General features: G+C 31.6%; 25 protein-coding genes. 11 read left to right on the plus strand and 14 right to left on the minus strand.

Annotation, left to right across the window (positions count from 1 at the left end):
* Positions 1 to 38: 38 nt before the first annotated feature.
* Positions 39 to 185: a hypothetical protein gene (locus WNY78_RS00410; RefSeq protein WP_194506331.1), complete on the plus strand. Its 147-nt coding sequence runs from the start codon at positions 39 to 41 to the stop codon at positions 183 to 185.
* The gene (locus WNY78_RS00415) at positions 169 to 2697 is read left to right on the plus strand and encodes an alkaline phosphatase family protein (RefSeq protein ID WP_342871200.1); all 2529 of its coding nucleotides are present in this window, start codon (positions 169 to 171) and stop codon (positions 2695 to 2697) included. Before WNY78_RS00410 ends, WNY78_RS00415 begins: the two co-directional genes overlap by 17 nt.
* A gap of 59 nt (positions 2698 to 2756) precedes the next feature.
* Here the strand turns inward: WNY78_RS00415 and WNY78_RS00420 are convergent, their stop codons facing one another.
* From WNY78_RS00420 to metG, 6 genes are all read right to left on the minus strand, one after another.
* Positions 2757 to 3566, minus strand: coding sequence for a T9SS type A sorting domain-containing protein (locus tag WNY78_RS00420; RefSeq protein WP_342871201.1), 810 nt, complete (start codon positions 3564 to 3566; stop codon positions 2757 to 2759).
* Positions 3567 to 3900: 334 nt separating this feature from the next.
* A complete protein-coding gene (locus WNY78_RS00425) occupies positions 3901 to 6021 on the minus strand; it encodes a Tex family protein (protein WP_342871202.1) in 2121 nt (706 codons plus the stop codon).
* An 84-nt stretch (positions 6022 to 6105) separates the two neighbouring features.
* Positions 6106 to 6813, minus strand: a complete 708-nt coding sequence (locus WNY78_RS00430) for an OmpA family protein (protein ID WP_342871203.1) — start codon at positions 6811 to 6813, stop codon at positions 6106 to 6108.
* Between the two features lie 2 nt (positions 6814 to 6815).
* Positions 6816 to 7289: a lipocalin family protein gene (locus tag WNY78_RS00435; RefSeq protein ID WP_342871204.1), complete on the minus strand. Its 474-nt coding sequence runs from the start codon at positions 7287 to 7289 to the stop codon at positions 6816 to 6818.
* A gap of 167 nt (positions 7290 to 7456) precedes the next feature.
* Positions 7457 to 7915, minus strand: a complete 459-nt coding sequence (locus WNY78_RS00440; protein ID WP_342871205.1) for an META domain-containing protein — start codon at positions 7913 to 7915, stop codon at positions 7457 to 7459.
* 47 nt (positions 7916 to 7962) lie between these two features.
* Positions 7963 to 10029: a methionine--tRNA ligase gene (gene metG / locus WNY78_RS00445; protein ID WP_342871206.1), complete on the minus strand. Its 2067-nt coding sequence runs from the start codon at positions 10027 to 10029 to the stop codon at positions 7963 to 7965.
* Positions 10030 to 10140: 111 nt separating this feature from the next.
* Between metG and WNY78_RS00450 the strand changes: the two genes are divergently transcribed.
* The 3 genes from WNY78_RS00450 (at position 10141) to WNY78_RS00460 (ending at position 12477) form a co-directional block, all read left to right on the plus strand.
* Complete coding sequence (locus WNY78_RS00450; protein ID WP_342871207.1) at positions 10141 to 10773, plus strand: hypothetical protein; 633 nt, start codon at positions 10141 to 10143, stop codon at positions 10771 to 10773.
* A 43-nt stretch (positions 10774 to 10816) separates the two neighbouring features.
* The gene (locus WNY78_RS00455) at positions 10817 to 11827 is read left to right on the plus strand and encodes an LD-carboxypeptidase (RefSeq protein WP_342871208.1); all 1011 of its coding nucleotides are present in this window, start codon (positions 10817 to 10819) and stop codon (positions 11825 to 11827) included.
* 290 nt (positions 11828 to 12117) lie between these two features.
* Positions 12118 to 12477 (plus strand): YraN family protein, encoded by a 360-nt coding sequence (locus tag WNY78_RS00460; RefSeq protein ID WP_342871209.1) that lies wholly within the window; start codon positions 12118 to 12120, stop codon positions 12475 to 12477.
* Here WNY78_RS00460 and WNY78_RS00465 read toward each other — a convergent pair.
* The 4 genes from WNY78_RS00465 to WNY78_RS00480 all read right to left on the minus strand — a co-directional run bounded on the left by WNY78_RS00465 (position 12474) and on the right by WNY78_RS00480 (position 14994).
* A complete protein-coding gene (locus tag WNY78_RS00465) occupies positions 12474 to 12812 on the minus strand; it encodes a hypothetical protein (protein ID WP_342871210.1) in 339 nt (112 codons plus the stop codon). The two genes, WNY78_RS00460 and WNY78_RS00465, sit on opposite strands and share 4 nt — an antisense overlap.
* Before the next feature lie 125 nt (positions 12813 to 12937).
* The gene (gene nadD / locus WNY78_RS00470) at positions 12938 to 13516 is read right to left on the minus strand and encodes a nicotinate (nicotinamide) nucleotide adenylyltransferase (protein ID WP_342871211.1); all 579 of its coding nucleotides are present in this window, start codon (positions 13514 to 13516) and stop codon (positions 12938 to 12940) included.
* Positions 13517 to 13519: 3 nt separating this feature from the next.
* Complete coding sequence (gene gmk / locus WNY78_RS00475; protein WP_342871212.1) at positions 13520 to 14110, minus strand: guanylate kinase; 591 nt, start codon at positions 14108 to 14110, stop codon at positions 13520 to 13522.
* 26 nt (positions 14111 to 14136) lie between these two features.
* Complete coding sequence (locus tag WNY78_RS00480; RefSeq protein ID WP_342871213.1) at positions 14137 to 14994, minus strand: YicC/YloC family endoribonuclease; 858 nt, start codon at positions 14992 to 14994, stop codon at positions 14137 to 14139.
* A 141-nt stretch (positions 14995 to 15135) separates the two neighbouring features.
* Here WNY78_RS00480 and WNY78_RS00485 point away from each other — a divergent pair, with 141 nt between their 5' ends.
* A complete protein-coding gene (locus WNY78_RS00485) occupies positions 15136 to 15612 on the plus strand; it encodes an acyl-CoA thioesterase (RefSeq protein WP_342871214.1) in 477 nt (158 codons plus the stop codon).
* Here the strand turns inward: WNY78_RS00485 and WNY78_RS00490 are convergent.
* Entirely contained in the window at positions 15609 to 16502 is an 894-nt protein-coding gene (locus WNY78_RS00490; RefSeq protein WP_342871215.1) for a DMT family transporter, read from the minus strand. The genes WNY78_RS00485 and WNY78_RS00490 overlap by 4 nt on opposite strands.
* On the minus strand, positions 16495 to 16854 hold the full coding sequence (locus tag WNY78_RS00495) for an ArsC/Spx/MgsR family protein (RefSeq protein ID WP_342871216.1): 360 nt from the start codon (positions 16852 to 16854) through the stop codon (positions 16495 to 16497). Before WNY78_RS00495 ends, WNY78_RS00490 begins: the two co-directional genes overlap by 8 nt.
* Before the next feature lie 102 nt (positions 16855 to 16956).
* On the opposite strand from WNY78_RS00495, the gene WNY78_RS00500 reads away from it, so the two are divergent.
* On the plus strand, positions 16957 to 18216 hold the full coding sequence (locus tag WNY78_RS00500) for a sodium:proton antiporter (protein WP_342871217.1): 1260 nt from the start codon (positions 16957 to 16959) through the stop codon (positions 18214 to 18216).
* Here WNY78_RS00500 and WNY78_RS00505 read toward each other — a convergent pair.
* A complete protein-coding gene (locus tag WNY78_RS00505) occupies positions 18213 to 18929 on the minus strand; it encodes a DUF3298 and DUF4163 domain-containing protein (RefSeq protein ID WP_342871218.1) in 717 nt (238 codons plus the stop codon). The genes WNY78_RS00500 and WNY78_RS00505 overlap by 4 nt on opposite strands.
* Positions 18930 to 19044: 115 nt before the next feature.
* On the opposite strand from WNY78_RS00505, the gene WNY78_RS00510 reads away from it, so the two are divergent.
* Complete coding sequence (locus tag WNY78_RS00510; protein ID WP_342871798.1) at positions 19045 to 20214, plus strand: cystathionine gamma-synthase; 1170 nt, start codon at positions 19045 to 19047, stop codon at positions 20212 to 20214.
* A gap of 68 nt (positions 20215 to 20282) precedes the next feature.
* Here the strand turns inward: WNY78_RS00510 and WNY78_RS00515 are convergent, their stop codons facing one another.
* Positions 20283 to 21101, minus strand: coding sequence for a glutamate dehydrogenase (locus WNY78_RS00515; protein WP_342871219.1), 819 nt, complete (start codon positions 21099 to 21101; stop codon positions 20283 to 20285).
* Positions 21102 to 21324: 223 nt separating this feature from the next.
* On the opposite strand from WNY78_RS00515, the gene gdhA reads away from it, so the two are divergent.
* From gdhA to recO, 3 genes are all read left to right on the plus strand, one after another.
* Complete coding sequence (gene gdhA / locus WNY78_RS00520; RefSeq protein WP_342871220.1) at positions 21325 to 22668, plus strand: NADP-specific glutamate dehydrogenase; 1344 nt, start codon at positions 21325 to 21327, stop codon at positions 22666 to 22668.
* 126 nt (positions 22669 to 22794) lie between these two features.
* Positions 22795 to 25164 carry an ABC transporter substrate-binding protein gene (locus WNY78_RS00525; RefSeq protein ID WP_342871221.1) on the plus strand — a complete coding sequence of 790 codons (2370 nt, stop codon included), beginning with the start codon at positions 22795 to 22797 and terminating at the stop codon, positions 25162 to 25164.
* A gap of 12 nt (positions 25165 to 25176) precedes the next feature.
* On the plus strand, positions 25177 to 25896 hold the full coding sequence (gene recO / locus WNY78_RS00530; protein ID WP_342871222.1) for a DNA repair protein RecO: 720 nt from the start codon (positions 25177 to 25179) through the stop codon (positions 25894 to 25896).
* The last annotated feature ends 1 nt before the right edge of the window (position 25897 follow it).

Here is a 25897-nt window from a genome sequence, read left to right on the forward strand (position 1 = left end):
AGAATTATACTATTTTTAGGCTTACCAACATTAAAAATATGAGTGAAGAATTAGAAAATAAATCTATTGAGATAACCGAAAAAGGATCTCTTGGGCTTTTGGCTTTAGGAGATATTGGTTTGAGAGCATGGCGTGAAGTGAAAAAGGAAGCACAACAAAAAAGAAAAGATGAAGAAAAAGAATAAAGTACTTTTAATAGGTTGGGATGCTGCAGACTGGAAAATTATAGGACCTTTGTTAGCTAAAGGACAAATGCCTGCATTAAAAAAGCTTATTGATAAAGGTGTTTATGGTAATATGGCGACAATGAATCCACCTTACTCACCAATGCTTTGGTCTACTGTTGCTACAGGCAAAACACCAGATAAGCATGGTGTACTAGGTTTTTTAGAGTTGATGCCTGATATGAAAGGTATAAGACCAGTAACGGTTTCATCCAGAAAATCAAGAGCGCTCTGGAATATTTTTCACAATCAAGGTTTAAAAAGTAATTTAGTGGGTTGGTGGCCTAGTTTTCCTGCAGAACCTATAAATGGTGTTATCGTCACAGATAAATTTCAAAAAGTTAATATAAATCCAAATGTTAAAAGTCCTATTGTTGATGGCACAATTCATCCAAGTAAGTTAGTTAAAGATCTACATGATTTACGCTTACACCCTTCTGAAATAACAGAAGCCCATATTTTACCTTTCATACCAAATGCTTTAAAAATTAATCAAGAAAAAGATCAAGGTTTACAAACATTTGCTAAAGTTATGGCTGAAAACGTCTCTTTGCATGCTGCTGCCACCAATTTAATGCGTACAACAGAATGGGATTTTATGGGTGTATATTTTGATTTTATAGACCATTTTTGCCATGCATTTATGAAATTTCATCCACCTAAATTAGCACCAATTCCTCAAGATTTATTTGAAATATATAATGATTGTATTTTTAGTGCTTATCGTTTTCAAGATATGATGTTAGGGAGAATGTTAGATTTGGTTGATGATGACACAACTGTTATTGTAATGTCTGATCATGGTTATGAGTCTGGTAATAAACGAATTCTTAAAATGCCAAAATACCAAGCAGCACCTTCTTTAGAACATAGGCAATTTGGAATGTTTGTTGCCGCTGGACCTAATATTAAAAAGAACGAAAAGATTTTTGGATTAGGCTTAGTTGATGTTGCTCCTACTATTCTACATATGTTTGATTTACCCATTGGTAAAGATATGGATGGTAAAATTGCTTTAGATATTTTTGAAGAGGTTAAACCTCCTCAATTTATAGAGAGTTGGGAAAATGTTGAAGGTGATTTTGGAGAACATAAAAATGCAAATAATCATGATCAATTAAATGATCAAGAAGCCATGCAACAACTAATTGATTTAGGTTATATCGAGCGCCCAGATGAAAAAATTGAAGTCTCTATTTTAAAAACTAAATGTGATTTAAAACATAATTTGGCTCGTGTTTATCTCGGTAAAAGGGATTATAAAAAGGCTAAGCCTATACTATTAGAACTTATACAAGAAAAAGAGCCTGTAGATATCATTCCATATTTTATGGACTTGTTATCAATTAGTTTAGAAGAACAAGATTTTAATAAAGCTGAAACATATCTCAATGAGCTAAGAACACGCGACAAAAAGTTTGAGATTAACATGTATTTTTCTGAAGCTAAAATTTTATTAGGTAAAAATAAAACACAAGAAGCTTTAAATCTTTTAGTTAAAGCAAAAAACAATAAGCCTAATGGAGAAGTATGGTTTCAAATAGGAAAAATTTACACAAGGTTAAATCGTTTTGAAGAAGCTAAAGAAGCTTTTGAAAATGCTTTAAAGTTTGAAATTGATAATGCTAGGTATCATCAAGCACTAGCTGTTGTTTTAATTCGAATTAAAGACTATGAAGAAGCTGCAGATCATGCATTCACAGCTATTGAGTTAATTAAATATTTTCCAGAAGCACATTATACGTTAGGAGAAGCGCTTGAAAAATTAGGTGACATAGAAAATGCACAAAAAGCCTATGAAACAGCAGCTAAATTAAAACCAAAAACGCATTATCGTGCAGAAAAAGCGATAGAAAACATTCAAGAGAAAATAAATACGCCTATTGAGTTTAGAGATAAAAGTGATTTTAAATACAGAAAAGATCAAATTGTGATCGTTTCTGGATTACCAAGATCAGGAACCTCTTTAATGATGCAAATGCTAGATAAAGGAGGGCTTAAAGCTTTGTCAGATGCTAACAGACAAGCTGATGAGTCAAATCCCAAAGGCTATTTTGAATATGACCCTGTTATGGCTTTGCATAATGATAATAGTTGGTTAAATAAAGCGCAAAATAAATCCCTTAAAGTTGTAGCTCCTTTGCTTAAATTTCTAGATCCTAAATATCGTTATAAAGTTATTTTCATGAATCGAGATTTAAATGAAGTGGTAAAATCGCAACAAAAAATGATAGGTAAAGATGCAGAAACATTTCCTGTAAAATTATTTAATACGTATCAAAGACATTTAAGTCAAGTTGAAACATGGAAAGACAAGGAGCCTAGCGTAGAATTAATTTATGTAAATTATAAAGACGCGTTAAACGATACAAATACTACCATTGAAAAAGTGGTATCATTCATTGGTAAAGAAATGAATCAAGATCTCATGAAATCTTGTGTTGATAAAACATTGTATCGTAACAAGAATTAAAACAAAAAGCGTTTACACTGTGTAAACGCTTTTTAAATTATTTTAAACTGTATCAATAATTATAATACAAGTTTCTTTCTAATTACTGCTTTCGAATTTGGATCAGTTAATTCTATAATATAAATACCGTTTGCTATAGCGTTTGCTTCAATAACAAAACTAGAACCTGTAGTTTCACCATCTAAAATTTGTTTTCCTGCCATATTTACTAATCGATAATTAGTAGCATCTGATAAATTGTACAATCCTATACTTTTGTTTAGAGCTACGATTTTAATGTCCTCTATTACACTTGTGCCAACAGATAAAGTTTCTTGTCCTGCATTAAGTGCTGTATCAGCAGTATCATGATAAGCAAAATCTTTAATAGTCCATACATCACCAAAAGCATCAATATCAAGACGAGCCCAACCATAATGTATGCTACCTGAAATGTTAAACCTAAGTCCTAAAAACCCGTCTGTTATGCTACACCAGTTACCAAAGCTACAAGATCCATAATTTAAGGATTGAAAACCGCCTGAAAATCCATTATTAAACCAAGATCCAGCACCATTAGATATCGTCGCTCCATTACTAAGCGCAAATGGATAGGCAAAAGTAGCTCCACCAGAACCCAAAACATCATTACTTGCAGTTAATGGATCAATGTATAAATTTGAACTTCCATTATGTCTAATTTGGAAATCATTAGTTCCATTATTGTCAATATCGATAAGAAATGTATCTCCAACACCACCTGTAAAATCAGCAATATCATTATAGATAATAGATTGTCCACTAGCGTCATTAACACCTACAATAGCTGCTGTTAAAGCGCCATACTTTGCAAGTTGTTTTGATAATTTTAAAGAAGTAGTTTTTTTCATATTTAAATTAAGTATTGGTTAGTGGAATAATGTACAATTTTCCCACAATAAATTCAATATTGTTTGTGAATAGTATTTTATTTTTATGAATTATCTAAAATTCAATCATTAAAATCGCTAAATGTTTAATAAAACTTATTTTAAATTGTAATTTATTATTCTATTTTTTTTTTTTTCAAACAACTAATTAGGGTACAGTTGAATATCAAAACATCTTCATATTTATAATTGCTAATTTAAAATGAAGGAAGCTTTTATATTATGATATAAGGTTATTTCGAGCACAATTTTGTTATTCCTTTCAAAATAGGAAGCTATTCTTATTCTAATAAGGTTATTTGTTGTGTAATTTTAACTGAATTCGTTTTCTAGCCACATCAACATCTAAAACTTTTACAACAATTTGCTGATGCAAATGCACATGTTCATTAACATCTTTCACAAAACTGTCTGATAAATTAGACACATGAATCAAACCACTTTCTTTAATTCCAACGTCCACGAAACACCCAAAAGCTGTAATATTATTGACAATACCAGGTAATAATTGACCTTCACTTAAGTCATTAATGGTTTTGATATTTTGATTAAACGTAAATACTTTTGCTTGTTCTCTAATATCTAAACCTGGTTTTTCTAGTTCTTTTACAATGTCTTCTAGGGTGAGTAATCCAACTGTATTTGTAACGTAGTTTTTTAAATTCACCTTTTGAAGGAGTGTTTTATTTCCTATTAATTCGGAAATTGAAACACTAGCATCTTTTGCCATTTGTTGAATAATTGGATAGCTTTCTGGGTGTACAGCAGAGTCATCTAACGGATTTTTACCATCCTTAATCCTCAAAAATCCTGCGCCTTGCTCAAAAGCTTTGTCACCAAGTCTTGGTACTTTTTTAATATCTTTTCGTGATAAGAATGCACCTTTTTCACTTCTGTAATTCACAATGTTTTCGGCGAGTTTTGATCCAATTCCTGAGACATAACTTAATAAACTGTGACTAGCAGTATTGATATTAACACCAACTGAGTTTACACAGTTTTCGACAACCACATCCAATTCTTTTTTAAGTTTACTTTGGTCTACATCATGTTGGTATTGACCAACTCCAATAGACTTCGCATCTATCTTTACTAACTCAGCCAAAGGATCTTGTAAACGTCGTCCAATAGAAACAGATCCTCGAACAGTAACATCATAATTAGGGAATTCATCTCGCGCAATTTTTGATGCCGAATAAATACTAGCTCCTGCTTCACTAACTACAAAGACTTGAATATCTCTATTGAATCTAATTTTTCTAACCAACGCTTCGGTTTCTCTTGATGCAGTTCCGTTTCCAATGGCGATAGCTTCTATTTTATGCGCTTCGGTCAAAAAACTAATTTTTTTCATGGCTCCAATCTGATCGTTTTTTGGAGCATGCGGATAAATGTTTTCGTTATGTTTTAAATCGCCTTTTTCATCTAAACACACCACTTTGCAACCAGATCTAAATCCAGGATCTATGGCCAAAACACGTTTTTCTCCTAAAGGAGAACCAAGTAATAATTGCTTTAAGTTTTTGGCGAATATGGAGATTGCAGCTTCATCTGCTTTGTCTTTTGCTTTTTGAAGCGCTTCATTACTTAATGATGGGAATAATAAACGCTTATATGCATCTGAAATGGCCAATTCTATTTGATCTGCACATGCATTTTGACTTTTGATAAGTTTACGATCTATGTAATCTAAAGCACGTTCGTTATCAATGTCAATTTTTACGCGAATAAAACCTTCGTTTTCAGCTCGTAAAATGGCGAGTAATCTGTGCGACGGAATACGACTCAATGCTTCTTCCCATTCAAAATAATCTCTAAATTTTTGTGCACCTTCTTCGGAAATTTTAGACTTAACAACCTTAGTTGAAATCATGGCATGACGCTCTAATTGATTTCTAAGATTGGATCTAATATCTGACCGTTCGTTAATCCATTCTGAGATAATATGTCTTGCGCCTTCTAGAGCATCTTCCGAAGAAGAAATAACACCTTTTACGTAGCGTTGTGCAGTAGATTCTAAATCATTATTATTTTGTGACATAATGATTTTTGCAAGCGGTTCTAATCCGTTTAGGCGAGCGGTTTCCGCTTTTGTCTTTCGGCTTTTTTTATAAGGTAGATATAAATCTTCTAGAGTTATACTGTCTTTACAAGCGTTTACTTTTGTTTTTAATTCCGCAGTTAAAACACCTTGTTCTTCAAGTGCTTTTAAAATGGTCGTTTTTCGTTTTTCTAAAGCTTCAAATTGTTCTTTATATTTTACAATATCTCCAATTTGAACTTCGTCTAAATTCCCTGTGGCTTCTTTTCTGTATCTAGAAATAAAAGGAATCGTACAATCTTGATTTAATAAATTAACAGTGTTGACGATACTGTCTTTTGGTAGCTTAGTGTTTTCTTGTATATATGTTATCATAAAAAAAGACCTTATACGTGTTTTGTATAAGGTCGGTAATATATTTAACTCAGCGTTAATTGCCGAATGATTTTAAAAGAATTTTTAATTTTGATTTGCTTGTTGCTGTGCTTGGTCTATCATAGTTTGATTTGGAACAATGGCAACATTTACACGTCTGTTTTTTGCTCTGCCATCTGCAGTATTATTATCATATTTTGGTTGTGATTCTCCAAACCAATTCGTGTTAAATCTTCCGTTAGATAAACCTTTGTTTATTAAGTAATTTGTTACAGAATACGCTCTATTTTTAGATAAATTCATATTGTAATCTTCTGTTCCAACACTATCTGTATGACCTACAACCAAAATATTGGTGTTTGGATATTCTACAAATATATCAGCTAATTTATCTAGTGTTACTTGTGATGCAGAATTTATATTTGATTTGTCTGTAGCAAAATAAACACCACTATTTTCATCAAATGTAACGACAATACCATCATCAACACGTTCTACTACGGCTCCAGGAATTTCCTCCTCGATTTTTTGAGCTTGTTTATCCATTTTATTACCAATAAGAATACCTGCTGTACCACCAACGACACCACCAATGACAGCACCAAGTTCTCCATTACCACCTTTTCCGACGTTATTTCCAATTATGGCTCCTAGAATTGCTCCACCTGTGGTTCCAATTACAGTTCCTTTTTGTTTATTATTAGAGTTTTTTACAGCCTTACAACTAATCATACTCATTGTTAAAACAATGGTAAAACCAATTACTGCTATCTTATTTATATATGTTTTCATAATTATTGGGTTTTTGTAAAGTTTATATTAATTATAAATGGGACACCATCAACATCGACGGTTTGTTGCCATTGCATCTGAGAATCTGTTAATGAGGTTAAATAGAGACGAAAACCAGCGTTGGTTTCAGATTTTCCTTTTTCATTTGTAGGTTTTAAAAGAAAATTATAATATCCTGTTGCTTCGTCAACTTCTTGAATAGTGAAATTGAAGTAACGTCCTCCTGTAGTGCAATCACTTTTAGTAATTGTATAAATACCAGTGTTATTATTTGGGATAAATTGCCAATTACTACCTTCAAAGCAATCTTTACTTGCATCATTAAATAATGTTACATTATACGCTCCCGTTTTACTATAGGTAATGTTGCTTAGAGTCCAATTCCCTTTTATGACTTTTTTTGAAGTTTTAACTGTTTTTGTTGCTCCACAGGATAATAAACACACTGCGAAACAGATTGCTATTAATTGTTTCATGATTATTTTTTTAGTTTAAGCTAAGGTAATCATGGTACAATGTCTTGAATGATGCAAATCATTTAATTGTTACTTCATTTGAAATAGTAAGTAACCTTTAGTAAGAATTTGAAAAATAAAAACCTCTCAGTATTCAACTGAGAGGTTCTTAAATATGTAATATGTTTTTATTTATCAGCTTCAAAAACAGCATAAGGAGCCATTCTAGCTTTATTAAGTGTCATTTTGGTTCCGTTTAATGAGTAATTATCCACTTTTTCAAGAATTTCTAAAAAAGCAGTTTCAGTAGACATATCTGGACAAGCCATTAAAGTTGTAGCTATTTTTGATAGCGAAACTCTAAAACCATCACCTAGTTTATATGAGCCATTAAAACTGTTACAGCTTGCATTACCATAAACCTTATTGTCTTTTGAAGAGAACGTAATAAATGCGTTTTTATCACTCACATCGTTACCCATAAATGTTACTAATTTCCATTTAGTATCTTTAAAAGGTGTTTCGTTATCAGTAATCACTACCTCTGTTTTAATATCATCTGAGCTTGTAGTATTCTCTTTTTTAGTTGAATTACAACTTGTAGCTAATACAAGAATTGCAAAGATATTTAGTGTAAATAATTTCATGTTATTTAAGTTTCTTTAAAATTATTCAAAAATTAGACCAAATAAAATTAACTAATCTGCAACCCACTTTTAACAGCAGTATCAGGATTTACAAAAACCAATTTACCTTCAGGAGTTTCGGTCATTAAAATCATCCCTTCACTTTCAACACCTCGCAATGCTCTTGGAGCTAAGTTGACTAAAACAGTAACTTGTTTGCCAACTACTTCTTCTGCAGTGAAGCTTTCTGCAATACCAGACACAATAGTTCTTGTATCAATTCCTGTATCTACTTTTAAAATTAAAAGCTTTTTAGTTTTAGGCATTTTTTCTGCTTCGAGAATAGTTCCAACTCGTAGATCAAGCTTCGTGAAATCTTCAAACGTTATGATGTCTTTTTGTGGCTCGATAACTTTATTAGCTGCTTCGTTTGCTCTTTTACTAGCTGCTAATTTTTCTAATTGCTCATCCATAGCTTTATCTTCAATTTTTGAGAATAACAATTCGCCTTTTCCTATTTGATGACCTGATGAGATTAAGATGTCTTTGGTTGAAATATCGCTCCAAGTAGATTCCGCATCAAGTGCGGAATGACAAAGTATCCCTTTTAGTTTTTCCGAAGTAAATGGTAAAAACGGTTCACTCAATGTTGCTAAAGCGCTAGCAATTTGGAGTGCGACGAACATGATCGTTTTTGTACGAACTTCATCTGTTTTGATGAGTTTCCAAGGTTCTTCATCTGCTAAGTACTTATTACCTAAACGTGCTAAGTTCATCAATTCTTGACTTGCTTCTCTAAAACGGTAACGTTCAATAGAACTTTCAATAACGGCTGGATAGGCTTTTATTGCAGCCAATGTTTCGTTGTCAATTTTAGAAAATTCTGAAGCTTCAGGTACAACACCTTCGTAATATTTATTGGTAAGGACGACAACTCGATTTATAAAGTTTCCGAAGATTGCTACCAACTCATTATTGTTTCTTGCCTGGAAATCTTTCCAAGTGAAATCATTATCCTTAGATTCTGGTGCATTTGCAGTCAATGCATATCGCAACACATCCTGCTGGTTTGGGAAGTCTTCTAAATAATCTGGTAACCAAACAGCCCAGTTTTTAGACGTCGATAGTTTGTTACCTTCTAAGTTTAAAAACTCATTGGCTGGCACGTTGTCTGGTAAAATATAAGACCCTTCAGCTTTTAGCATTGACGGGAAAATAATACAGTGAAATACGATATTATCTTTACCAATAAAATGAACGAGTTTAGTGTCTTCGTCTTTCCAGTATGGTTCCCAATCTTTACCTTCTCTTGCAGCCCATTCTTTGGTTGCAGAGATGTAACCAATAGGTGCATCAAACCAAACATAAAGCACTTTGCCTTCGCCTCCTGGAGCAGGAACAGGAATTCCCCAATCGAGATCACGCGTCACTGCTCTTGGACGTAACCCGTCGTCTAGCCATGATTTTACTTGTCCGTAAACATTAGGTTTCCAGTCTTTTTTATGACCTTTTAAAATCCATTCTCTTAAAAAGGCTTCGTGTTTATCAAGTGGTAAAAACCAGTGTTTTGTTTCTTTTAATGTAGGTACATTACCTGTAATTGCAGATTTCGGGTTGATCAAATCTGTTGCATTTAAACTAGAACCGCAATTTTCACATTGATCACCATAAGCTTCTTCGTTTCCACATTTTGGACACGTTCCTGTTACAAAACGATCTGCTAAAAACTGGTTAGCTTCTTCATCATATAATTGCTCTGTAACTTCTTCAATGAATTCACCTTTATCATTAAGGGTTTTAAAAAATTCTTGTGCAGTATCATGATGAATTTTTGCAGAGGTACGTGAGTAGTTGTCAAAGGTTATTCCGAAGTCAACAAACGATTTTTTGATTATCGCATGATATTTATCAACGATATCTTGAGGTGTAACACCTTCCTTTTTTGCTTTAATAGTAATTGGCACACCATGTTCATCGCTTCCGCAAATGAAAGCCACATCATTACCAGTTAATCTTTTGTAGCGTGCGTAAATATCTGCAGGCACATACACACCAGCTAAGTGGCCAATATGAATTGGACCATTAGTGTATGGTAAAGCTGCTGTAATTGTATATCGTTTTGGATGTGTTGACATAAAGTGTTTCAATTTGTGTGCAAAAATAACCATTAAGTTTTTTATTCTTTAACTCTTAACTGTCCAAATGAAATTTGGACATGTTTTTTTGTTAGATTTGGTATAAAAGCAATGAAAAAGCACTATAATTTTATTTTAGTATTCTTTTGTGTGAGTTTATGTTTAGCTCAAAATGTAGAAGAATCAGCACGATCTGAATCAAATCCAATAATTTATGGAAATTTCATGATTGGTGTAGGAGGTAGTAGTAATGAAGTAAGTGGTTTGACTCTAGGTTTTGATGTAAATTATCAAATAAATAAAGATTTATTTACGTTTAGAACAACTTATATTGCTGAAGAAAATCGTGAAGCTGGATTTGCTGCCATATTAATTTTCCCAAGATATACAGGAGGAGATTCTATGAATGAGTTTGCATTACTTTATGGGAAACGATTTGTTTTTAGTGGGTCTGCTTTGAGTTTGTCGGCAGGTTTGTCTACCAATTTATTGAAATATTCACATTATGTTGATGGAGATAAAATTAGATTTAGAAAATCCCATATGGCTATTCCTTTTGAATTAAACTTTAATATTTTTAAAGCTAGAAAGAAAAGAATTCGAGTCTTTTATGGAATAATTCCTGTAGGACAACCAACGTCTTTTGGAAGAAGTTTTGGAGTTAAATTATTTGGAAGCTTGGGAGAGGTTAATTATTTTGGATTAGGCTTAAACTTTGGTTTTGGTTGGCATAAAAAGTATTGAAAATCTCTTTTTAATTGTGTCAAATATCGTTTACATTTACAATATGTCTAAAACCCATTCTTTTTTAATCTTAATATGCGTTTCTTTTTTCTTCGGAAATGTAACCGCTCAAGATAAATCTGTCCAAAAAAAACAAACTGTTTTGATACAACCACAATTTTTAAAAGCAGGCGACACTGTTGCTATAGTAGCACCTTCAGGAATATTAAAAAACAGAAATGATGAAGTTGCTCAGGCAGTTGCATTGTTGAAAAGTTGGGGTTTACATGCTGTTGTTGGAAAACATGTGTTTAGTAAAGCAGACCATTTTGCAGGAACAGATGCTGAGCGTTGTGAGGATTTTCAAAAAGCGCTAGATAATCCAACTGTAAGTGCGATTTGGTGTGCAAGAGGAGGATATGGAACCGTTAGAATTTTAGATAAATTAGATTATACTAAGTTTAAGGAAAATCCAAAATGGCTCATTGGTTATAGCGACATTACAGCACTACATAATCAGTTTCATAATGAAGGATTTCAAACTATACATGCATTGATGTGTGTGAGCTTACCCAAAGATATTTCAGAAATAAAAGAAACTGTTGAGACCTTTAAATCTACAATCTTTGGAAAACCGGTTGATTACACCTTAAAAGGTTCTACATATAATAGAGTAGGTGAGGCAAGCGGACCATTAGTTGGTGGAAATTTAACCATGCTTCATACCATGTTAGGATCAAAAGAAAGTATTGATACTAGCGGAAAAATTTTGTTTATAGAGGAAATAGGAGAATATAAATATCATATTGATCGTATGTTACAAAGTATGAAACGTGCTGGATATTTTGATAATTGTGCAGGTCTTTTAGTTGGAGATATGAGTAGGATGCGAAAAAATACAACACCTTGGGGAACTTCTGTGGAGCAATTGATATTAGATGCATTAGCAGATTATGATTTCCCTATTGCATTTGGTATGCCAGCTGGACATGAGAAGGATAATCGCGCTTTGACTTTAGGAGCTGTTATTGAATTAAATGTTGAGAAAGAGAAGTCTACAGTTGTTTTTGAATAACTGAATATGGCTTCTGTGATCTTTCAAAACCAGAACGTGATTAACTTATTCAGAAAATCAACCAGAAAATTGCTAATGATCTATCTTTTGGGAGAATAGAAACATGTTAACTTATGTGAGAATAAAGAGCTTGTAGAAAATGCTCTTGATGATAGTGTTGATGTTCATAATCGTTATAAAAAGTTTGCGGTTTTAACTCAAGAACAAGCAATTGCGTATATTGATGCTAATTATAAGTCATAATCAGTTTTAATACTAGTAAACTGAATACTGCGGCTCAAAACTATATTTTGGCAAACCACAACGAATTAGGAAAAAAAGGAGAAGAATTAGCTACAGAATTCTTACTAAAAAACGGCTATGAAATTGTTGCTAGAAACTACACATATCAAAAAGCAGAAGTGGATATTATTGCAAAAAAGGAAGACGTTTTAGCAATTATAGAAGTAAAAACAAGAACTAGTGCCAATTTTGGTGATCCGCAACAATTTTTAAAACCAAAACAAATACAGCGTATTATTAAAGCAGTAGATTACTTCGTAAATGATAATGAGATGGATGTTGAGGTACGATTTGATATTATCGCAATCGTATTGAATAAAAAAGGATTGAGTTTAGAGCATTTAGAAGATGCCTTTTATCATTTTTAAAAAATAATAGAAATACTAACTAGAGTTAAAGAATAGTATAAAGCATTTATAACTTTATCTTTATTACTCAATGCTAAATAGCGTTTAAATTCTTCTCTAACTAGTTTTGATGATAAACTAAGTGATAATATAATTACAGCTGAAAAAATGAACCAGTATAAAGAATCTGGGTAGTTTAAGAAGTAACCAGTAGAAATATAGGCTACAATTAATAATGATGAAACTGTAAATTTAATTCTATCTAATTTGTTGAGTTTGTTGCGTTTAACACATTCAAACACCTTGTATATTAAAAGGGAAACGAGGGAAATGCCAATGATAAGTGTTGTGCTCATTTATGTTTAAAAAATTAGATAATAAAAGTAAAGGTTTTTTTTAAATGGATGAAGTTTTTTTGAAGATTAATTTTCATATTTAACAAAAAAATAACCCAACGTATAAATTCAAAAATTATTGTAAATTACTTATAAAAATTCATTTCATCCAAATATTCCCATACATGTTCTGGTAACATTGGTCTCACATTTTTGCCTTCTTTAATGGATTTGCGAATAAATGTTGATGATAATTCCATAATAGGTGCATTGACTTTATGAATCTTATGATGATTATCAAATTGGGTTTCTATTTTACCTTCAGAAATTCTAGGATACACATAAATATCATGATCTTTTAAAATGAGCTCATAGTTTTTCCACTTATGGAAACTTTTTAAGTTATCCTCTCCCATAATTAAAGAAAATTCATATTTAGGATACTTTTCTTGAAGATAAGTTAACGTGTTTATTGTGTAATTGGGTTGTGGTAAATTAAATTCAATATCACTTGGTTCTAATTTATTATAGTCCTTAGTTGCACGATAGACCATTTCAAAACGCTGACGATTATCCAATAATGAACTTTTCTTTTTAAAAGGACTATGTGGTGTGACAACAAACCAAATTTTATCTAGATCGCTATGTTCTGCAAGATGATTTGCAATCGTTAGATGTCCAATGTGAATTGGATTAAAAGTCCCAAAATACAAACCAATTTTCATAATTTAGTCTTCAATAAAATTAGCAACTAATTGGTAAGCATCATCTAGTGCTTTGTCTAAATCTTTATTTAATACTATGTTATCAAATAGAGGCGCAGTAGCTAATTCGGCAGGTGCCTTTGCAACACGCATATTAATTTTATCGACACTTTCTTCTCCTCGTTCTTTGAGTCTGATAACGAGTTCATTAAGGTCTGGTGGTTTCACAAAAATGGCAATAGTTTCTTTTGGGAATTTCTTTTTTATACGCAAGCCTCCAGAGACATCAATATCAAAAATAACATTTTTACCTTTTCCCCAAATGCGCTCAATTTCTGTTTTTAAAGTACCGTAGAAATTATCACGATATACTTCTTCCCATTCTAAAAACTCATCATTTTTGATTCTGTTTTTAAAGTCTTTAACATCTAAAAAGTAGTAATCTTTTCCATGAACTTCATTTCCGCGTTTTTCTCTTGATGTAGCTGAAATTGAAAACTCTAAATTAAGTTCTTTTTGTTTTAGTAAATGTCTAACAATAGTTGTTTTACCCGAACCTGAAGGTGCTGAAAACACGATTAATTTACCTCTGTTTTTATTTTTTATTTCTGACACTTAATTTGCTTTAATAGATTTTAAAATTACAGTACGTTCAATAACTGTTCCTTAATTTTTTCTAATTCATCTTTCATTTGAACAACTAACTTTTGCATTGGTGCATGATTTGATTTTGAACCAATGGTATTGATTTCTCGTCCCATTTCTTGAGAGATGAAACCTAGTTTTTTTCCGTTAGAATCATCAGATTTTAAAGCTTTTTGAAAATACTCTAAATGGTTTTTTAATCGTACTTTTTCTTCAGTAATATCAAATTTTTCAATATAATAAACGAGTTCTTGCTCAAAACGGTTTTCATCAACTTTTTCTTTAATATCTGCAATACCTTTGGTTAATCGCTCGCGTACTCCTTCAATACGATCTGGATCCATAGCAATAACAGCATCTAAAAGATTAGAAATAGTTTGTACACGATCAATAAAATCAGCTTCAAGAGTTTGACCTTCATCCAATCTATATTGCTGAATTTTTTCTAAACTACTATCAATTACTTTCGCGATATCATTCCATTCATTCTCGTCAATTTCTTCACGTTCAGTAGTTAATGCATCTGGCATACGTACTGCCATTTTTAACATTTCGGTTTCGTCACCATCAACAACTTCTTTTAATTGTTTTATGTATTGCTTAACTACAGTGGTATTAATTTGAGTTGAAGTTTCTTCTCCTGTAATCTCCATATAAAGCGAAAAATCTATCTTACCTCTTACTAGTTTTGATGCAATAAGTTTTCTAACATCTAATTCTTTTTCACGATACATGGATGGCATACGTGTATTGAGATCTAAATTTTTACTGTTTAGAGATTTTATTTCTATAGAGATTTTTTTCGTTGGAAGTTGTATCACAGTCTTACCATATCCTGTCATTGATTGTATCATGAACGCTTTTTAAAGTTATAACCTGAGTTCAATATTAGATTGAGCTCAGGTTTATGCAAAGGTAACTAAAATCATAAAGTTATAAAACGCAACGTCTGGGTTTATAAAAAACAATAACTTTGCAATCTTAAATACGAAAATATGTACAAAAAAGATTTTGAAATTAGATGGAGTGATGTTGATGCAAATGGTCATTTGGCTAATTCTGCTTATTTAAATTTTATGAGTCATACGCGAGTAGGATTTTTAAATGAGCATGGGTTTTCTATGAAAAAACTAATAGATTATGGTATTGGTCCAGTAGTGTTTTCTGAACAAATACATTATTTCAAAGAATCTTTTCTAGGTCAAACGCTAACGGTTTCACTTTCGGTTTCAGGATTGAGTGATGACGGAATGTTCTTCAAATTTGAACATAACTTCTATAATCAAAAAGGAAAGCATGTTGCTACTTGTGACATCTTTGGAGCTTGGATGGATCTAAAAACTCGAAGTTTGACTGTTTTACCAGAGCAGCTTAAAAGCTTAATTTTAAAATTTCCGCAGTCATCAAATTTTAAAGTCCTTACAAAAGAAGATACGAGACAGTCTGGTAAAAAACCACAAGACTTAGTTTAAGCAGTTGCTTTAGGTTTTTTAGATACTAAATATACACCTGCAAAAATTAAAGCCATTGCTATAATTTTTACTGGGCTAATGTTATCAATTCCCATAAATATTGCGAAAACACCTGCGATTACAGGTTGTAAATAAATAAAAACGCCTACTGTTGAGGCTTTAAGTGAATTTAAAGCTAATGGGTTTAAAGCATAAGTTCCAAAAGTGGCACCAACGACTACAAATATGACAGAAAACCAAATATATGGAGTAAATGTATGCCATTGAATTTCTATTGCTTCTGTATAACCAAACGGTAATATTATAATCAAACCAAACAAAAACAACCATTTTATAAATGTAAATGGATGGTATTTAGCAGTTAATTTTTTAATAATTATAATGTAAATACCATAAGAAATACAATTTAAAAATATAAAAGTATTGCCTAGTAATATATTGTCTCCTGTACGTGTAGATTTCCCTAAAACAGTTAATACAATTCCACCACAAAAGCCTAAAAACACTCCTAGAACTTTAAGCTTAGTCACTTTTTCTGAAAGGAATATAGAGGACAGAATAAGAATTAATATTGGAGTTGTAGTCATGATGACAGAGGCATGAATAGGAGATGTGAGTTCCAACCCTTTTAAAAAGAAAAGCATATTAATACCAACTCCAAAAACGGCACCTAAGAAAAACGTAAAATAGTCTTTACGATCAATTTTTTCTTTTTCCATAAAGAGCCCAAAAATCCAAAAAAGAATACCTGCACCTAATACTCTTAAAAGTGTAAACCCAAATGATTTAATAAAACCTTCATTGATTACAAATTTAGCTATAGTATAATTCAATCCATAAAGTAATTGAACCATGAATACAGCGAATATCGCGAATTTCCTACTATTCATTAGCATGAATAAAAGCTTTTGCAGCTTCTACAGTTTTAGCACTATTTCCAATAAAAATCTTATTATTATAAACAATTACTGGTCGACTTAAAAAGGTATAATGCTCTAAAATATAGTGTTTAAATTCTTCATCGGTAAGGTTTTGGTCTTTGAGACCCATTTCCTTATAAAGTTTTGCTCTTTTGCTAAATAAAGCTTCGTAGCTACCTGCCATTTCTGCTAGCTCTTCCAGTTGTTTGACGGTAATTTCTTCGGTTTTGATATCTTGAAATTTGACATCATCTGGTAAATCCAATGATTTAATAATTCTTATACAAGTACTGCAAGTTTTTAGAAAGTATATTTTTTTCATTGTTAGTTTTACAATTTATGAGATATCATCTTGGTTTACTTAGTGCAAAGAAAACAGATTTAAAAAGAAAAATAGTTACTTTTATCGAAAATTTAAACACCTATGGAATATCAGGTAGACTATTATGCTATTGCATCGATTTTGATTGTATTGTCAGCACTTTTTGGTTATATCAATGTGAAATTTTTAAAACTTCCAATTACTATTGGTTTAATGCTAATTACCATTGTGTTTACCATTATTGTAGTCGTTATTGGTCAATTTGATGACACGTTATTATTAAGAGAAAAAGCATTTATTACTCAAATTGATTTTAAAACGGTATTACTAGATATTATGTTGAGTTTTCTGCTGTTTGCAGGTGCTTTACATACCAATTTTAATCAGCTTAAAATTCAACGTTGGCCTGTTTTGGTGTTTGCAACATTAGGTGTGTTGGTCTCTACTTTTCTTGTTGGAATTTTAACTTTTTATCTATTACAGCTATTAGGATTAGATGTCGCATTTATCTACTGTTTATTGTTTGGAGCATTAATTTCTCCAACCGATCCCATAGCCGTATTAGGAATTTTGAAAAAAGCTGGAGCTCCAAAAAAATTGGAGACTAAAATTGTAGGAGAGTCCTTATTTAATGATGGTGTAGGTGTCGTAGTGTTCTTAACTATTTTCGCAATTGCTGCTAAACCAGATGCAGCTATAGAGTTTAGTGAAATTGCTAAATTGTTTGGTCAGGAAGTATTAGGAGGCATTGCTCTTGGTCTAGTTTTAGGGTATATCACTTATAAGTTATTAAAATCTATAGATGATTATGAAGTTGAGGTTATTATAACTATTGCAACTGTTATGGGAGGAAGTTTGTTGGCACATCAATGGCATTTATCTGCACCTTTAGCCATGGTAACAGCAGGATTAATTGTTGGAAATGATACGGTACGAAAAAATTCTATGTCTGATATTACAGAGGTTTATGTAGATAAATTTTGGGAACTTATTGATGTACTACTAAATACCGTTCTTTTTGTGATGATAGGTATGGAAATGCTTGTATTAAGTTTTGAAACAACTTATATTTTAGCAGGTATTATTTCAATTCCGTTAGTGTTATTAAGTCGTTATGCGTCTTTGTGGTTACCAATAAAATTCTTTGATAAAAGATTAGAGTTTGTAAAACACACCAATTTAATTATGACTTGGGGAGGATTGAGAGGAGGTATATCTATAGCGCTTGCTTTAAGTTTAACCACAGAAATGTATCGCGAATTATTTTTAGTAATTACCTATGTCATCGTCGTATTTTCAATAATAGGTCAAGGATTAACCGTAGGACCAATTATTAAAAAACTATCAAAAGAAGCAGATTAATTGATTTTTAAAAATGAATTGATATCCTCAAACGGAATAGTAAATTCAACAATTCCTTGAGAATATGAAGCAATTTCATAAGGGTTATATAATACAATAAGCCCTTCATCACTATAACCTAAGGTTTCTGGTAGCTGAAATTCTTTTCCGAAGAACACGTCTTCCATATCACTATTATCTGCTTTAAGCTCTATTATGAGTTGTTTTTTTACAACTTCGGAAAGTCCTTGCAGATTGCTAACCAGATCATTTGTTTGTAATTGTTCTCCTGTTTGCGGATTAAAATTAAAAAATCTCACGCTAGAATTTCCATGAGCTCCACCAGTATCTAAGTATGAAGTTATGGCAATGCTAATAATTTCGGGAGAACGATGTGTTACTTCTCCATCTATAAATGCTTCCCATTGCTGTGCAGCATCTGGAAAATCAGTATTAAAACGTTTATATTCGTTGTTAAACTTAGCTATAGCATCGTTTAAATTTCCATTAGTAGTATCACTTTCAGACACATTAATTTGTTCAATGATATAGTTCTCAATGGTTTGGTTGATGCGATTGGTGACATCCTTAGTGCCTTCTGCTTTAGGAAAATTAAGCGCTATTTCTGCACCTTCAGAAGTTTCTATTATTTCTTCGGAAAAATCAACTCTCACTTCCTTTTTACAAGATATAAAAAGTAGTAAGACGAGTATTGTGAGGCTTGCTTTTTTCAAAATTTAAGAGATTTTGTTATAAAGGTATTACTAAGATTTGAATACACAATATTAAACCTTAAGTTTGTTAGTAACGCCAACATTTTGAAATTATTTTAACAGATTTGTATCTTAGATATTTCAGAAAAAAACACACAAAAGGCATATGAAATTTAACACAAAAACAATACATGGTGGTCAAAAACCAGATGCAGCATATGGTAGTGTAATGCCTCCAATTTATCAAACATCAACATATGCACAGTCTACTCCAGGAGGCCATAAAGGGTATGAGTATTCTAGAAGTGCTAACCCAACGAGAACTGCGTTAGAGAATTCATTTGCTAGTATAGAGAATGGAAATTTTGGCTTGGCATTTGGTTCTGGATTAGCAGCTATTGATGCCGTTATAAAATTATTAGAACCAGGAGATGAGGTGATTTCAACAAATGATTTATATGGTGGAACATATCGTTTATTTACCAGTATTTTTGAAAAATTTGGAATCAAGTTTCATTTTATAGGTATGGGAAATGCCTCTAATATTGAAAACTATATCACTAACAATACGAAGTTGATTTGGGTAGAAACACCAACTAATCCAATGTTGAATATCATTGATATTAAAAGGACTGCAGCTATGGCTAAGAAGCATAATGTGTTATTAGCTGTTGATAATACGTTTGCAACGCCTTATCTTCAACAGCCTTTAAATTTAGGCGCAGATATAGTTATGCACTCTGCTACAAAGTATTTAGGAGGTCATAGTGATTTGGTGATGGGAGCATTAATAGTAAAAGATAAAGAACTTGCTGATAGATTGTATTTTATACAAAATGCAAGTGGTGCAGTTTGTGGACCTCAAGATAGTTTTTTAGCCTTAAGAGGTATAAAAACCTTACATGTTAGAATGCAACGTCATTGTGAAAACGGTAGAGTAGTTGCAACGTATTTAGCAAATCATCCAAAGATTGAAAATGTCTACTGGCCAGGATTTGAAAGTCATCCAAATCATACTATTGCTAAAGAGCAAATGAGTGATTTTGGAGGTATGGTGTCATTTACAACTAAAGGAAATAATTACAAGGACGCAATTAAAATAGTTGAGAACCTTAAAGTGTTTACACTTGCCGAATCTTTAGGAGGTGTTGAGTCTTTAGCTGGTCATCCTGCGAGTATGACGCACGCGAGTATTCCTAAAGAAGAAAGAGAAAAAACGGGTGTCGTAAATTCGTTAATTAGGTTAAGTGTGGGTATTGAAGATGAGGAGGATTTAATTGCCGATTTAAAGCAAGCAATTGGTTAACAAACATGTTCTTAAAATAAAAAAAGACCAAACGTGAATTTGGTCTTTTTTTATAATTTATGTTAGTATTAGTCTAGGTAGTAGATGTATCCAAAGTTTAACCAAACTAACCAATCATTAGCTTTGTTAGAACTCAAATTGTGATCTAAACCATCAACTTTATTTCCAAAATAATACTGCCATCTTAAATCTATCATTAAATCTGAAAGTACCGTTAATTTATATCGAGTACCAACACTACCAACCATAGACCATGTTGTGTCATTTCCGTTGAATAAAAAAGGATCTTCGATAACATTGGGATCTGCAGCATTTACCCAAGGTTGAAAAAAGTTATTAGAATCATTTATATTGGTAGATCCATTATAATTTGTCATTACTTTAGGGTTATAAGCAGTCAAATGAACCCCTAAACTTATAAAAGGAGCAAAAGAATAACTAAAGGCTTGAAAAGATCGAATACTTTTTGGGAAAAATTCTATTTGAGTTCCTATATCTAAATTTTGTGCAACTCCAGAGTGACTTCTTAAACGTTCGGCATTTTCACCAGTTCTAGAAGCATCTACCCATTTCCCAAAGTGGTTGAGTTTAGTTCTATTCCAAGAGATTTCATTACGTAATTTAAAATGATCATTAAAATAGGTGTCTGTTGAATAGCAGTTACAATCTGCTCTATAAGCAAAGTTGATATAATGAACAATACCAATACCAATACCAGTATTTCCAGCATTTGTTTCAAAGTCTCTACGTTCTCCAAAATCTGATTGAAAAGCAACAGGACCGGCAATTATACCAATTTCGTGAGAAAACCCAAGTTGAGAATAACACTCGTTTATACCTAGTATAAAAACGAATATAAATGTTAATTGTTTAAAATTAAGCTTCATAGGTATTATGTTATTGAGGGACTTATACGTTAACAAATATATAAAATATAGATTAACAACCAAATAAATAGATGAAATGTAAATTTATCCGAAGAATGGTTCTTTGTAAAATTAATACTAAATTGACTTTTCACTGAGAATATAAAAAAATATGTATGTACATTTTAAAGATAATGTATCTTTGTATAACAAAAATCAACATTGATTATTAATACTTTAATAAATGAAAGAAAAAATTGAAGCTTTTTTAAAACTTGTAAAAGACAAAAACAGTCATGAAACTGAATTTTTACAAGCTGTACACGAAGTTGCAGAAACGGTTATTCCTTTTATTGAGGACAATCCTAAATATCAAGGAAAAATGCTCTTAGAGCGTATGGTTGAACCAGAACGTACAATTATATTTAGAGTGCCTTGGATTGATGATCAAGGAAATACTCAAGTTAATAGAGGATTTAGAGTTGAATTTAACTCAGCAATTGGACCTTATAAAGGAGGATTGCGTTTTCATCCTTCTGTAAATTTAAGTATTCTTAAATTTTTAGGTTTTGAACAAGTTTTTAAAAATTCACTAACAACTTTGCCAATGGGTGGAGGAAAAGGTGGATCTGACTTCAATCCGAAGGGTAAAAGTGATAATGAAGTAATGCATTTCTGTCAGTCTTTTATGTCTGAATTATATAGACATATTGGAGCTAATACAGATGTTCCTGCAGGAGATATTGGTGTTGGTGGTCGTGAGATTGGATATCTGTTTGGACAATATAAAAGGTTACAAAATGAGTTTACTGGTATTTTAACTGGTAAAGGAATTTCTTATGGTGGTTCATTAATTAGACCAGAAGCTACAGGTTATGGTTGCGTGTATTTTGCTAAAAATATGCTTGCTACAAATGGAGATTCATTTGAAAATAAAACTGTTGTTATTTCAGGATCTGGAAATGTAGCACAGTATGCTTGTGAAAAAGCAACTCAATTAGGAGCTAAGGTGGTAACTATGTCTGATTCTTCTGGGTATATTTTTGATGCAGATGGTATTGATGCAGATAAGTTAGCTCATATCATGGAAATTAAAAATGTTAAGAGAGGAAGAATTAGTGAATATCTTGACAAATATAGTTCAGCTACTTTTCATGAAGGAGAAAGACCTTGGTCTATCAATTGTGATATCGCATTACCTTGTGCAACTCAAAATGAATTAAATGGTGATGAAGCTAAACAGTTAATCAATAACAATGTAATTGCTGTTGCAGAAGGTGCTAATATGCCAACTACTCCAGAAGCAATTGAGGCTTTGCAGAATGCTAAAGTATTGTTTTCACCAGGAAAAGCGTCTAACGCTGGAGGTGTTGCTACTTCTGGATTAGAAATGAGCCAAAATTCATTAAGATTAAGTTGGACAAGAGAAGAAGTTGATGAAAAACTTAAAAGAATAATGGATGACATTCATGCTTCTTGTGTAGAATATGGTACAAGAGCAGATGGTTATGTTGATTATGTAAAAGGTGCTAATGTTGCTGGCTTTGTTAAAATAGCAGATGCAATGCTCGCTCAAGGTGTCGTTTAATATATTTTTAAATTTTATAGAAAAAGCTTTCAAATATAATTTGAGAGCTTTTTTTATTTGTACGAGTATATGATATTAGTTAAAAAGTCGTTAGATATAAATATATTTGTCAAAAACAACATTGATATGTTTAAAAGAATAGTATTTATCCTTTTGGTTTTAGTATCATTTAAAGGAGTTTCTCAAGATTTTTCAACACTATGGGAAGGCTATTTTTCATTTTTTGAAATTAAAGATGTCACTAAAGGGAATGATAAAATTTTTGCAGCATCAGAAAATGCTATTTTTAGTTATGATGTTTTAACAAATGAAATAAATAAGATTACCACTATTGAAGGGCTTTCAGGAGAAACCATTACAACCATTAAATATAGTGAAGAGTTTGAATTATTAGTAGTAGGTTATGAAACAGGTTTGTTGGAAATCGTTTTTGATGGTGATACTGAAATTTTATCAATAGTAGATATTCTTGAAAAAGAAAGCATTTCTCCCGTATTAAAGAAAATTAATCATTTTAATGAAAGTGATGGTCTGTTGTATATTTCTACAGATTATGGTATTTCAGTATATGATTTAAGCCAATTACAATTTGGTGACTCTTATTTTATTGGTAATGGAGGTAGCCAAATAGCAATAAGTCAAACGGCAATTTTTAATGATTTTATTTATGCAGCTACAAATTCAAATGGATTAAGAAAAGCCGACTTAACAAACCCTAATTTAATTGATTTTCAACAATGGACGACAATAACTGGTGGTAATTATATAGCCATACAAACTTTAGGTAGTAAGCTTTACACTGTGGATCAAAATAAAGTGTTGTATGACGTTGTAAATGATAACTTAAATTCATTATTTACGTATCCAACTTTACCAGAAGATGTTAGGTCTGTTGATTCTAATTTAATAGTTACTCTTAATGAAGATGTTTTTATTTATGACGAAAATTTTAATCAGATACTAACAATATCTACAATTGAAGAGTTTGATACAGATTTTACATCTGCAACGATATCTAACAATGATGTTTATATTGGTACAACTTCAAGTGGTGTTTTGAAAACAATCCCAGAAGATTCACAAACATTTGATGTGATATTACCAGAAGGACCAACAAGTAACAACGCATTTAAAATTGAAGCTGGAGATGGAGAATTATGGGTTACTTATGGAGATTATACATTGTCGTTTAATCCATCACCTTTTCGATCTAGAGGAATAAGTATTTTAAGAGATCAAGAGTGGAAAAATATACCTTATGACAGTTTATTAAATGCTAAAAACTTAGTTGATATAGCAATTAATCCATTTAATCCTAGTCAAGTATTTATAAGTTCTTTTCATAACGGGATTTTAGAATTGAACGATGATCAAGCTACTGAACTTTACAATCAAAATAATAGTGGTTTAGAATCGTTGATTTTCCCACCAGCACCTACTTTTGTCAGTATTCGTCAATCTGCTTCTAAATTTGATAGAAATGGTTTGATGTGGACACTCACTTCAAAAGTGGATCGTGCATTAAAATCGTACGACCCATCTACAAATCAGTGGCAAGGTTATAGCTTTTCAGAGGTCTTACCAGATGCATTAAATGATGATCAAGGTTTTGGTGACTTAGAAATTGGTAATGGTGGTATGAAATGGGTAAGCTCTTTTCTTAATGGTGTGATAGGTTATAATACTGAAACTCAAGAAATGAATAATGTATATTCCGAAGAACAAAACATGCCATCTGCTTTAGTAAGAGCATTAGCACTAGATAGTAGAAACCAACTTTGGATTGGTACAATAAAAGGTATAAGAGTATTATATAACACCTCTAATTTTGTTGATGATCCAGATCCAAGTGTGAATACGATTGTGATATTAGAAGACGGTATACCTACAGAATTACTTTCAAATCAATTTATAACCGATATTAAAGTTGATGGGTCTGATAATAAATGGGTAGGAACACTAGATTCAGGAATATTTTATTTTACACCAGACGGTCAAGAAACAATATATCAATTCACTACAGATAACTCTCCATTACCATCTAATACAATTTCAGATATTTCAATTGACCCTCAAACAGGTAGAGTTTATATAGCTACAGATAGAGGTTTAGTGTCTTTTTCTTCAGGAGGAACTAAGCCGAAAGAAACATTAGAAGAAGCTTATGTATATCCAAATCCAGTAAGACCAGAATATGATATTTTAGGTTTTGATGACTTAAATAATATTAACAATGGTGTAAAAGTGTCTGGACTGACCGAAAACGTGAACGTTAAAATCACAGATATAGAAGGTAATCTTGTTGCCGAAGCTCAATCTGGTGTTAATCAAAGATCTTCAAAACAAAATTATAATTTTGCTATTGATGGTGGTACAGGGATTTGGAATGGTAAAAATTTAAGAGGAAATGTGGTAGCTTCTGGAGTATATTTGTTTCTAATATCAGATTTAGATTCGTTTGAAACTAAAGTTTTAAAATTACTGATAGTTAGGTAACCAACTTCTAATATGCTCAATACATCTAAAATTATTGTACTCTCTAAACTTAAATATAGAGACAATGATCTAATTGTAAAATGTTTTACATTACATCGAGGTGTTGTTAGCTATTTGTTGAGAGGTGTTTTAAATAGTAAAAAAGGGAGTTCTAAAGCGGCTTATTATCAATTGCTATCTCAACTGCAAATTGAAGAAAATTACAGGCAAAACCAATCATTACAATCTATTAAAGAGGTTCGCTTAGACTTTAATTTTACGACACTTCATACCAATTTATTTAAAGGTTCTATAGTCATGTTTCTCTCAGAGGTTTTGTCTTCGGTATTGAGAGAAGAAGAAGAAAATAAGCAATTATATTATTATCTAGAAACAACCTTTAGATGGTTAGATGCTAAAGACGAATTTTCAAACTTTCATTTGCTTTTCCTTCTTAATCTAACAAAGTATTTGGGGTTTTATCCTGACCTATCAAATACAAATCAAATGTATTTTAATTTAAACAACGGACTTTTTGAATCAAAAAAGGAAGATATTTATAGTGTTTCAGGTGAAAATTTAACAATCCTAAAACAGCTCTTAGGCATAAATTTTGATGGTCTTGATTCTATTAAGTTAAACTCAAAACAAAGGCAGTCATTTCTAACAATGTTATTATTGTATTTTGAATTACATTTGGGCAGTTTTAGAAAACCAAAATCATTAAAAATTTTTAATCAAGTATTTAATTAAA

Origin of the sequence: Psychroserpens sp. AS72 (assembly GCF_038900375.1) — a bacterium.
Classification (GTDB): Bacteria; Bacteroidota; Bacteroidia; order Flavobacteriales; family Flavobacteriaceae; genus Psychroserpens.

Bases quoted from the DNA above. Each gene is read 5' to 3' on its own strand.
- WNY78_RS00410 (WP_194506331.1), top strand. From the start codon at position 39: ATGAGTGAAGAATTAGAAAATAAATCTATTGAGATAACCGAAAAAGGA.
- WNY78_RS00415 (WP_342871200.1), top strand. From the start codon at position 169: ATGAAGAAAAAGAATAAAGTACTTTTAATAGGTTGGGATGCTGCAGAC.
- WNY78_RS00420 (WP_342871201.1), bottom strand. From the start codon at position 3,566: ATGAAAAAAACTACTTCTTTAAAATTATCAAAACAACTTGCAAAGTAT.
- WNY78_RS00425 (WP_342871202.1), bottom strand. From the start codon at position 6,021: ATGATAACATATATACAAGAAAACACTAAGCTACCAAAAGACAGTATC.
- WNY78_RS00430 (WP_342871203.1), bottom strand. From the start codon at position 6,813: ATGAAAACATATATAAATAAGATAGCAGTAATTGGTTTTACCATTGTT.
- WNY78_RS00435 (WP_342871204.1), bottom strand. From the start codon at position 7,289: ATGAAACAATTAATAGCAATCTGTTTCGCAGTGTGTTTATTATCCTGT.
- WNY78_RS00440 (WP_342871205.1), bottom strand. From the start codon at position 7,915: ATGAAATTATTTACACTAAATATCTTTGCAATTCTTGTATTAGCTACA.
- metG (WP_342871206.1), bottom strand. From the start codon at position 10,029: ATGTCAACACATCCAAAACGATATACAATTACAGCAGCTTTACCATAC.
- WNY78_RS00450 (WP_342871207.1), top strand. From the start codon at position 10,141: ATGAAAAAGCACTATAATTTTATTTTAGTATTCTTTTGTGTGAGTTTA.
- WNY78_RS00455 (WP_342871208.1), top strand. From the start codon at position 10,817: ATGTCTAAAACCCATTCTTTTTTAATCTTAATATGCGTTTCTTTTTTC.
- WNY78_RS00465 (WP_342871210.1), bottom strand. From the start codon at position 12,812: ATGAGCACAACACTTATCATTGGCATTTCCCTCGTTTCCCTTTTAATA.
- nadD (WP_342871211.1), bottom strand. From the start codon at position 13,516: ATGAAAATTGGTTTGTATTTTGGGACTTTTAATCCAATTCACATTGGA.
- WNY78_RS00480 (WP_342871213.1), bottom strand. From the start codon at position 14,994: ATGATACAATCAATGACAGGATATGGTAAGACTGTGATACAACTTCCA.
- WNY78_RS00485 (WP_342871214.1), top strand. From the start codon at position 15,136: ATGTACAAAAAAGATTTTGAAATTAGATGGAGTGATGTTGATGCAAAT.
- WNY78_RS00490 (WP_342871215.1), bottom strand. From the start codon at position 16,502: ATGAATAGTAGGAAATTCGCGATATTCGCTGTATTCATGGTTCAATTA.
- WNY78_RS00495 (WP_342871216.1), bottom strand. From the start codon at position 16,854: ATGAAAAAAATATACTTTCTAAAAACTTGCAGTACTTGTATAAGAATT.
- WNY78_RS00500 (WP_342871217.1), top strand. From the start codon at position 16,957: ATGGAATATCAGGTAGACTATTATGCTATTGCATCGATTTTGATTGTA.
- WNY78_RS00515 (WP_342871219.1), bottom strand. From the start codon at position 21,101: ATGAAGCTTAATTTTAAACAATTAACATTTATATTCGTTTTTATACTA.
- gdhA (WP_342871220.1), top strand. From the start codon at position 21,325: ATGAAAGAAAAAATTGAAGCTTTTTTAAAACTTGTAAAAGACAAAAAC.
- WNY78_RS00525 (WP_342871221.1), top strand. From the start codon at position 22,795: ATGTTTAAAAGAATAGTATTTATCCTTTTGGTTTTAGTATCATTTAAA.
- recO (WP_342871222.1), top strand. From the start codon at position 25,177: ATGCTCAATACATCTAAAATTATTGTACTCTCTAAACTTAAATATAGA.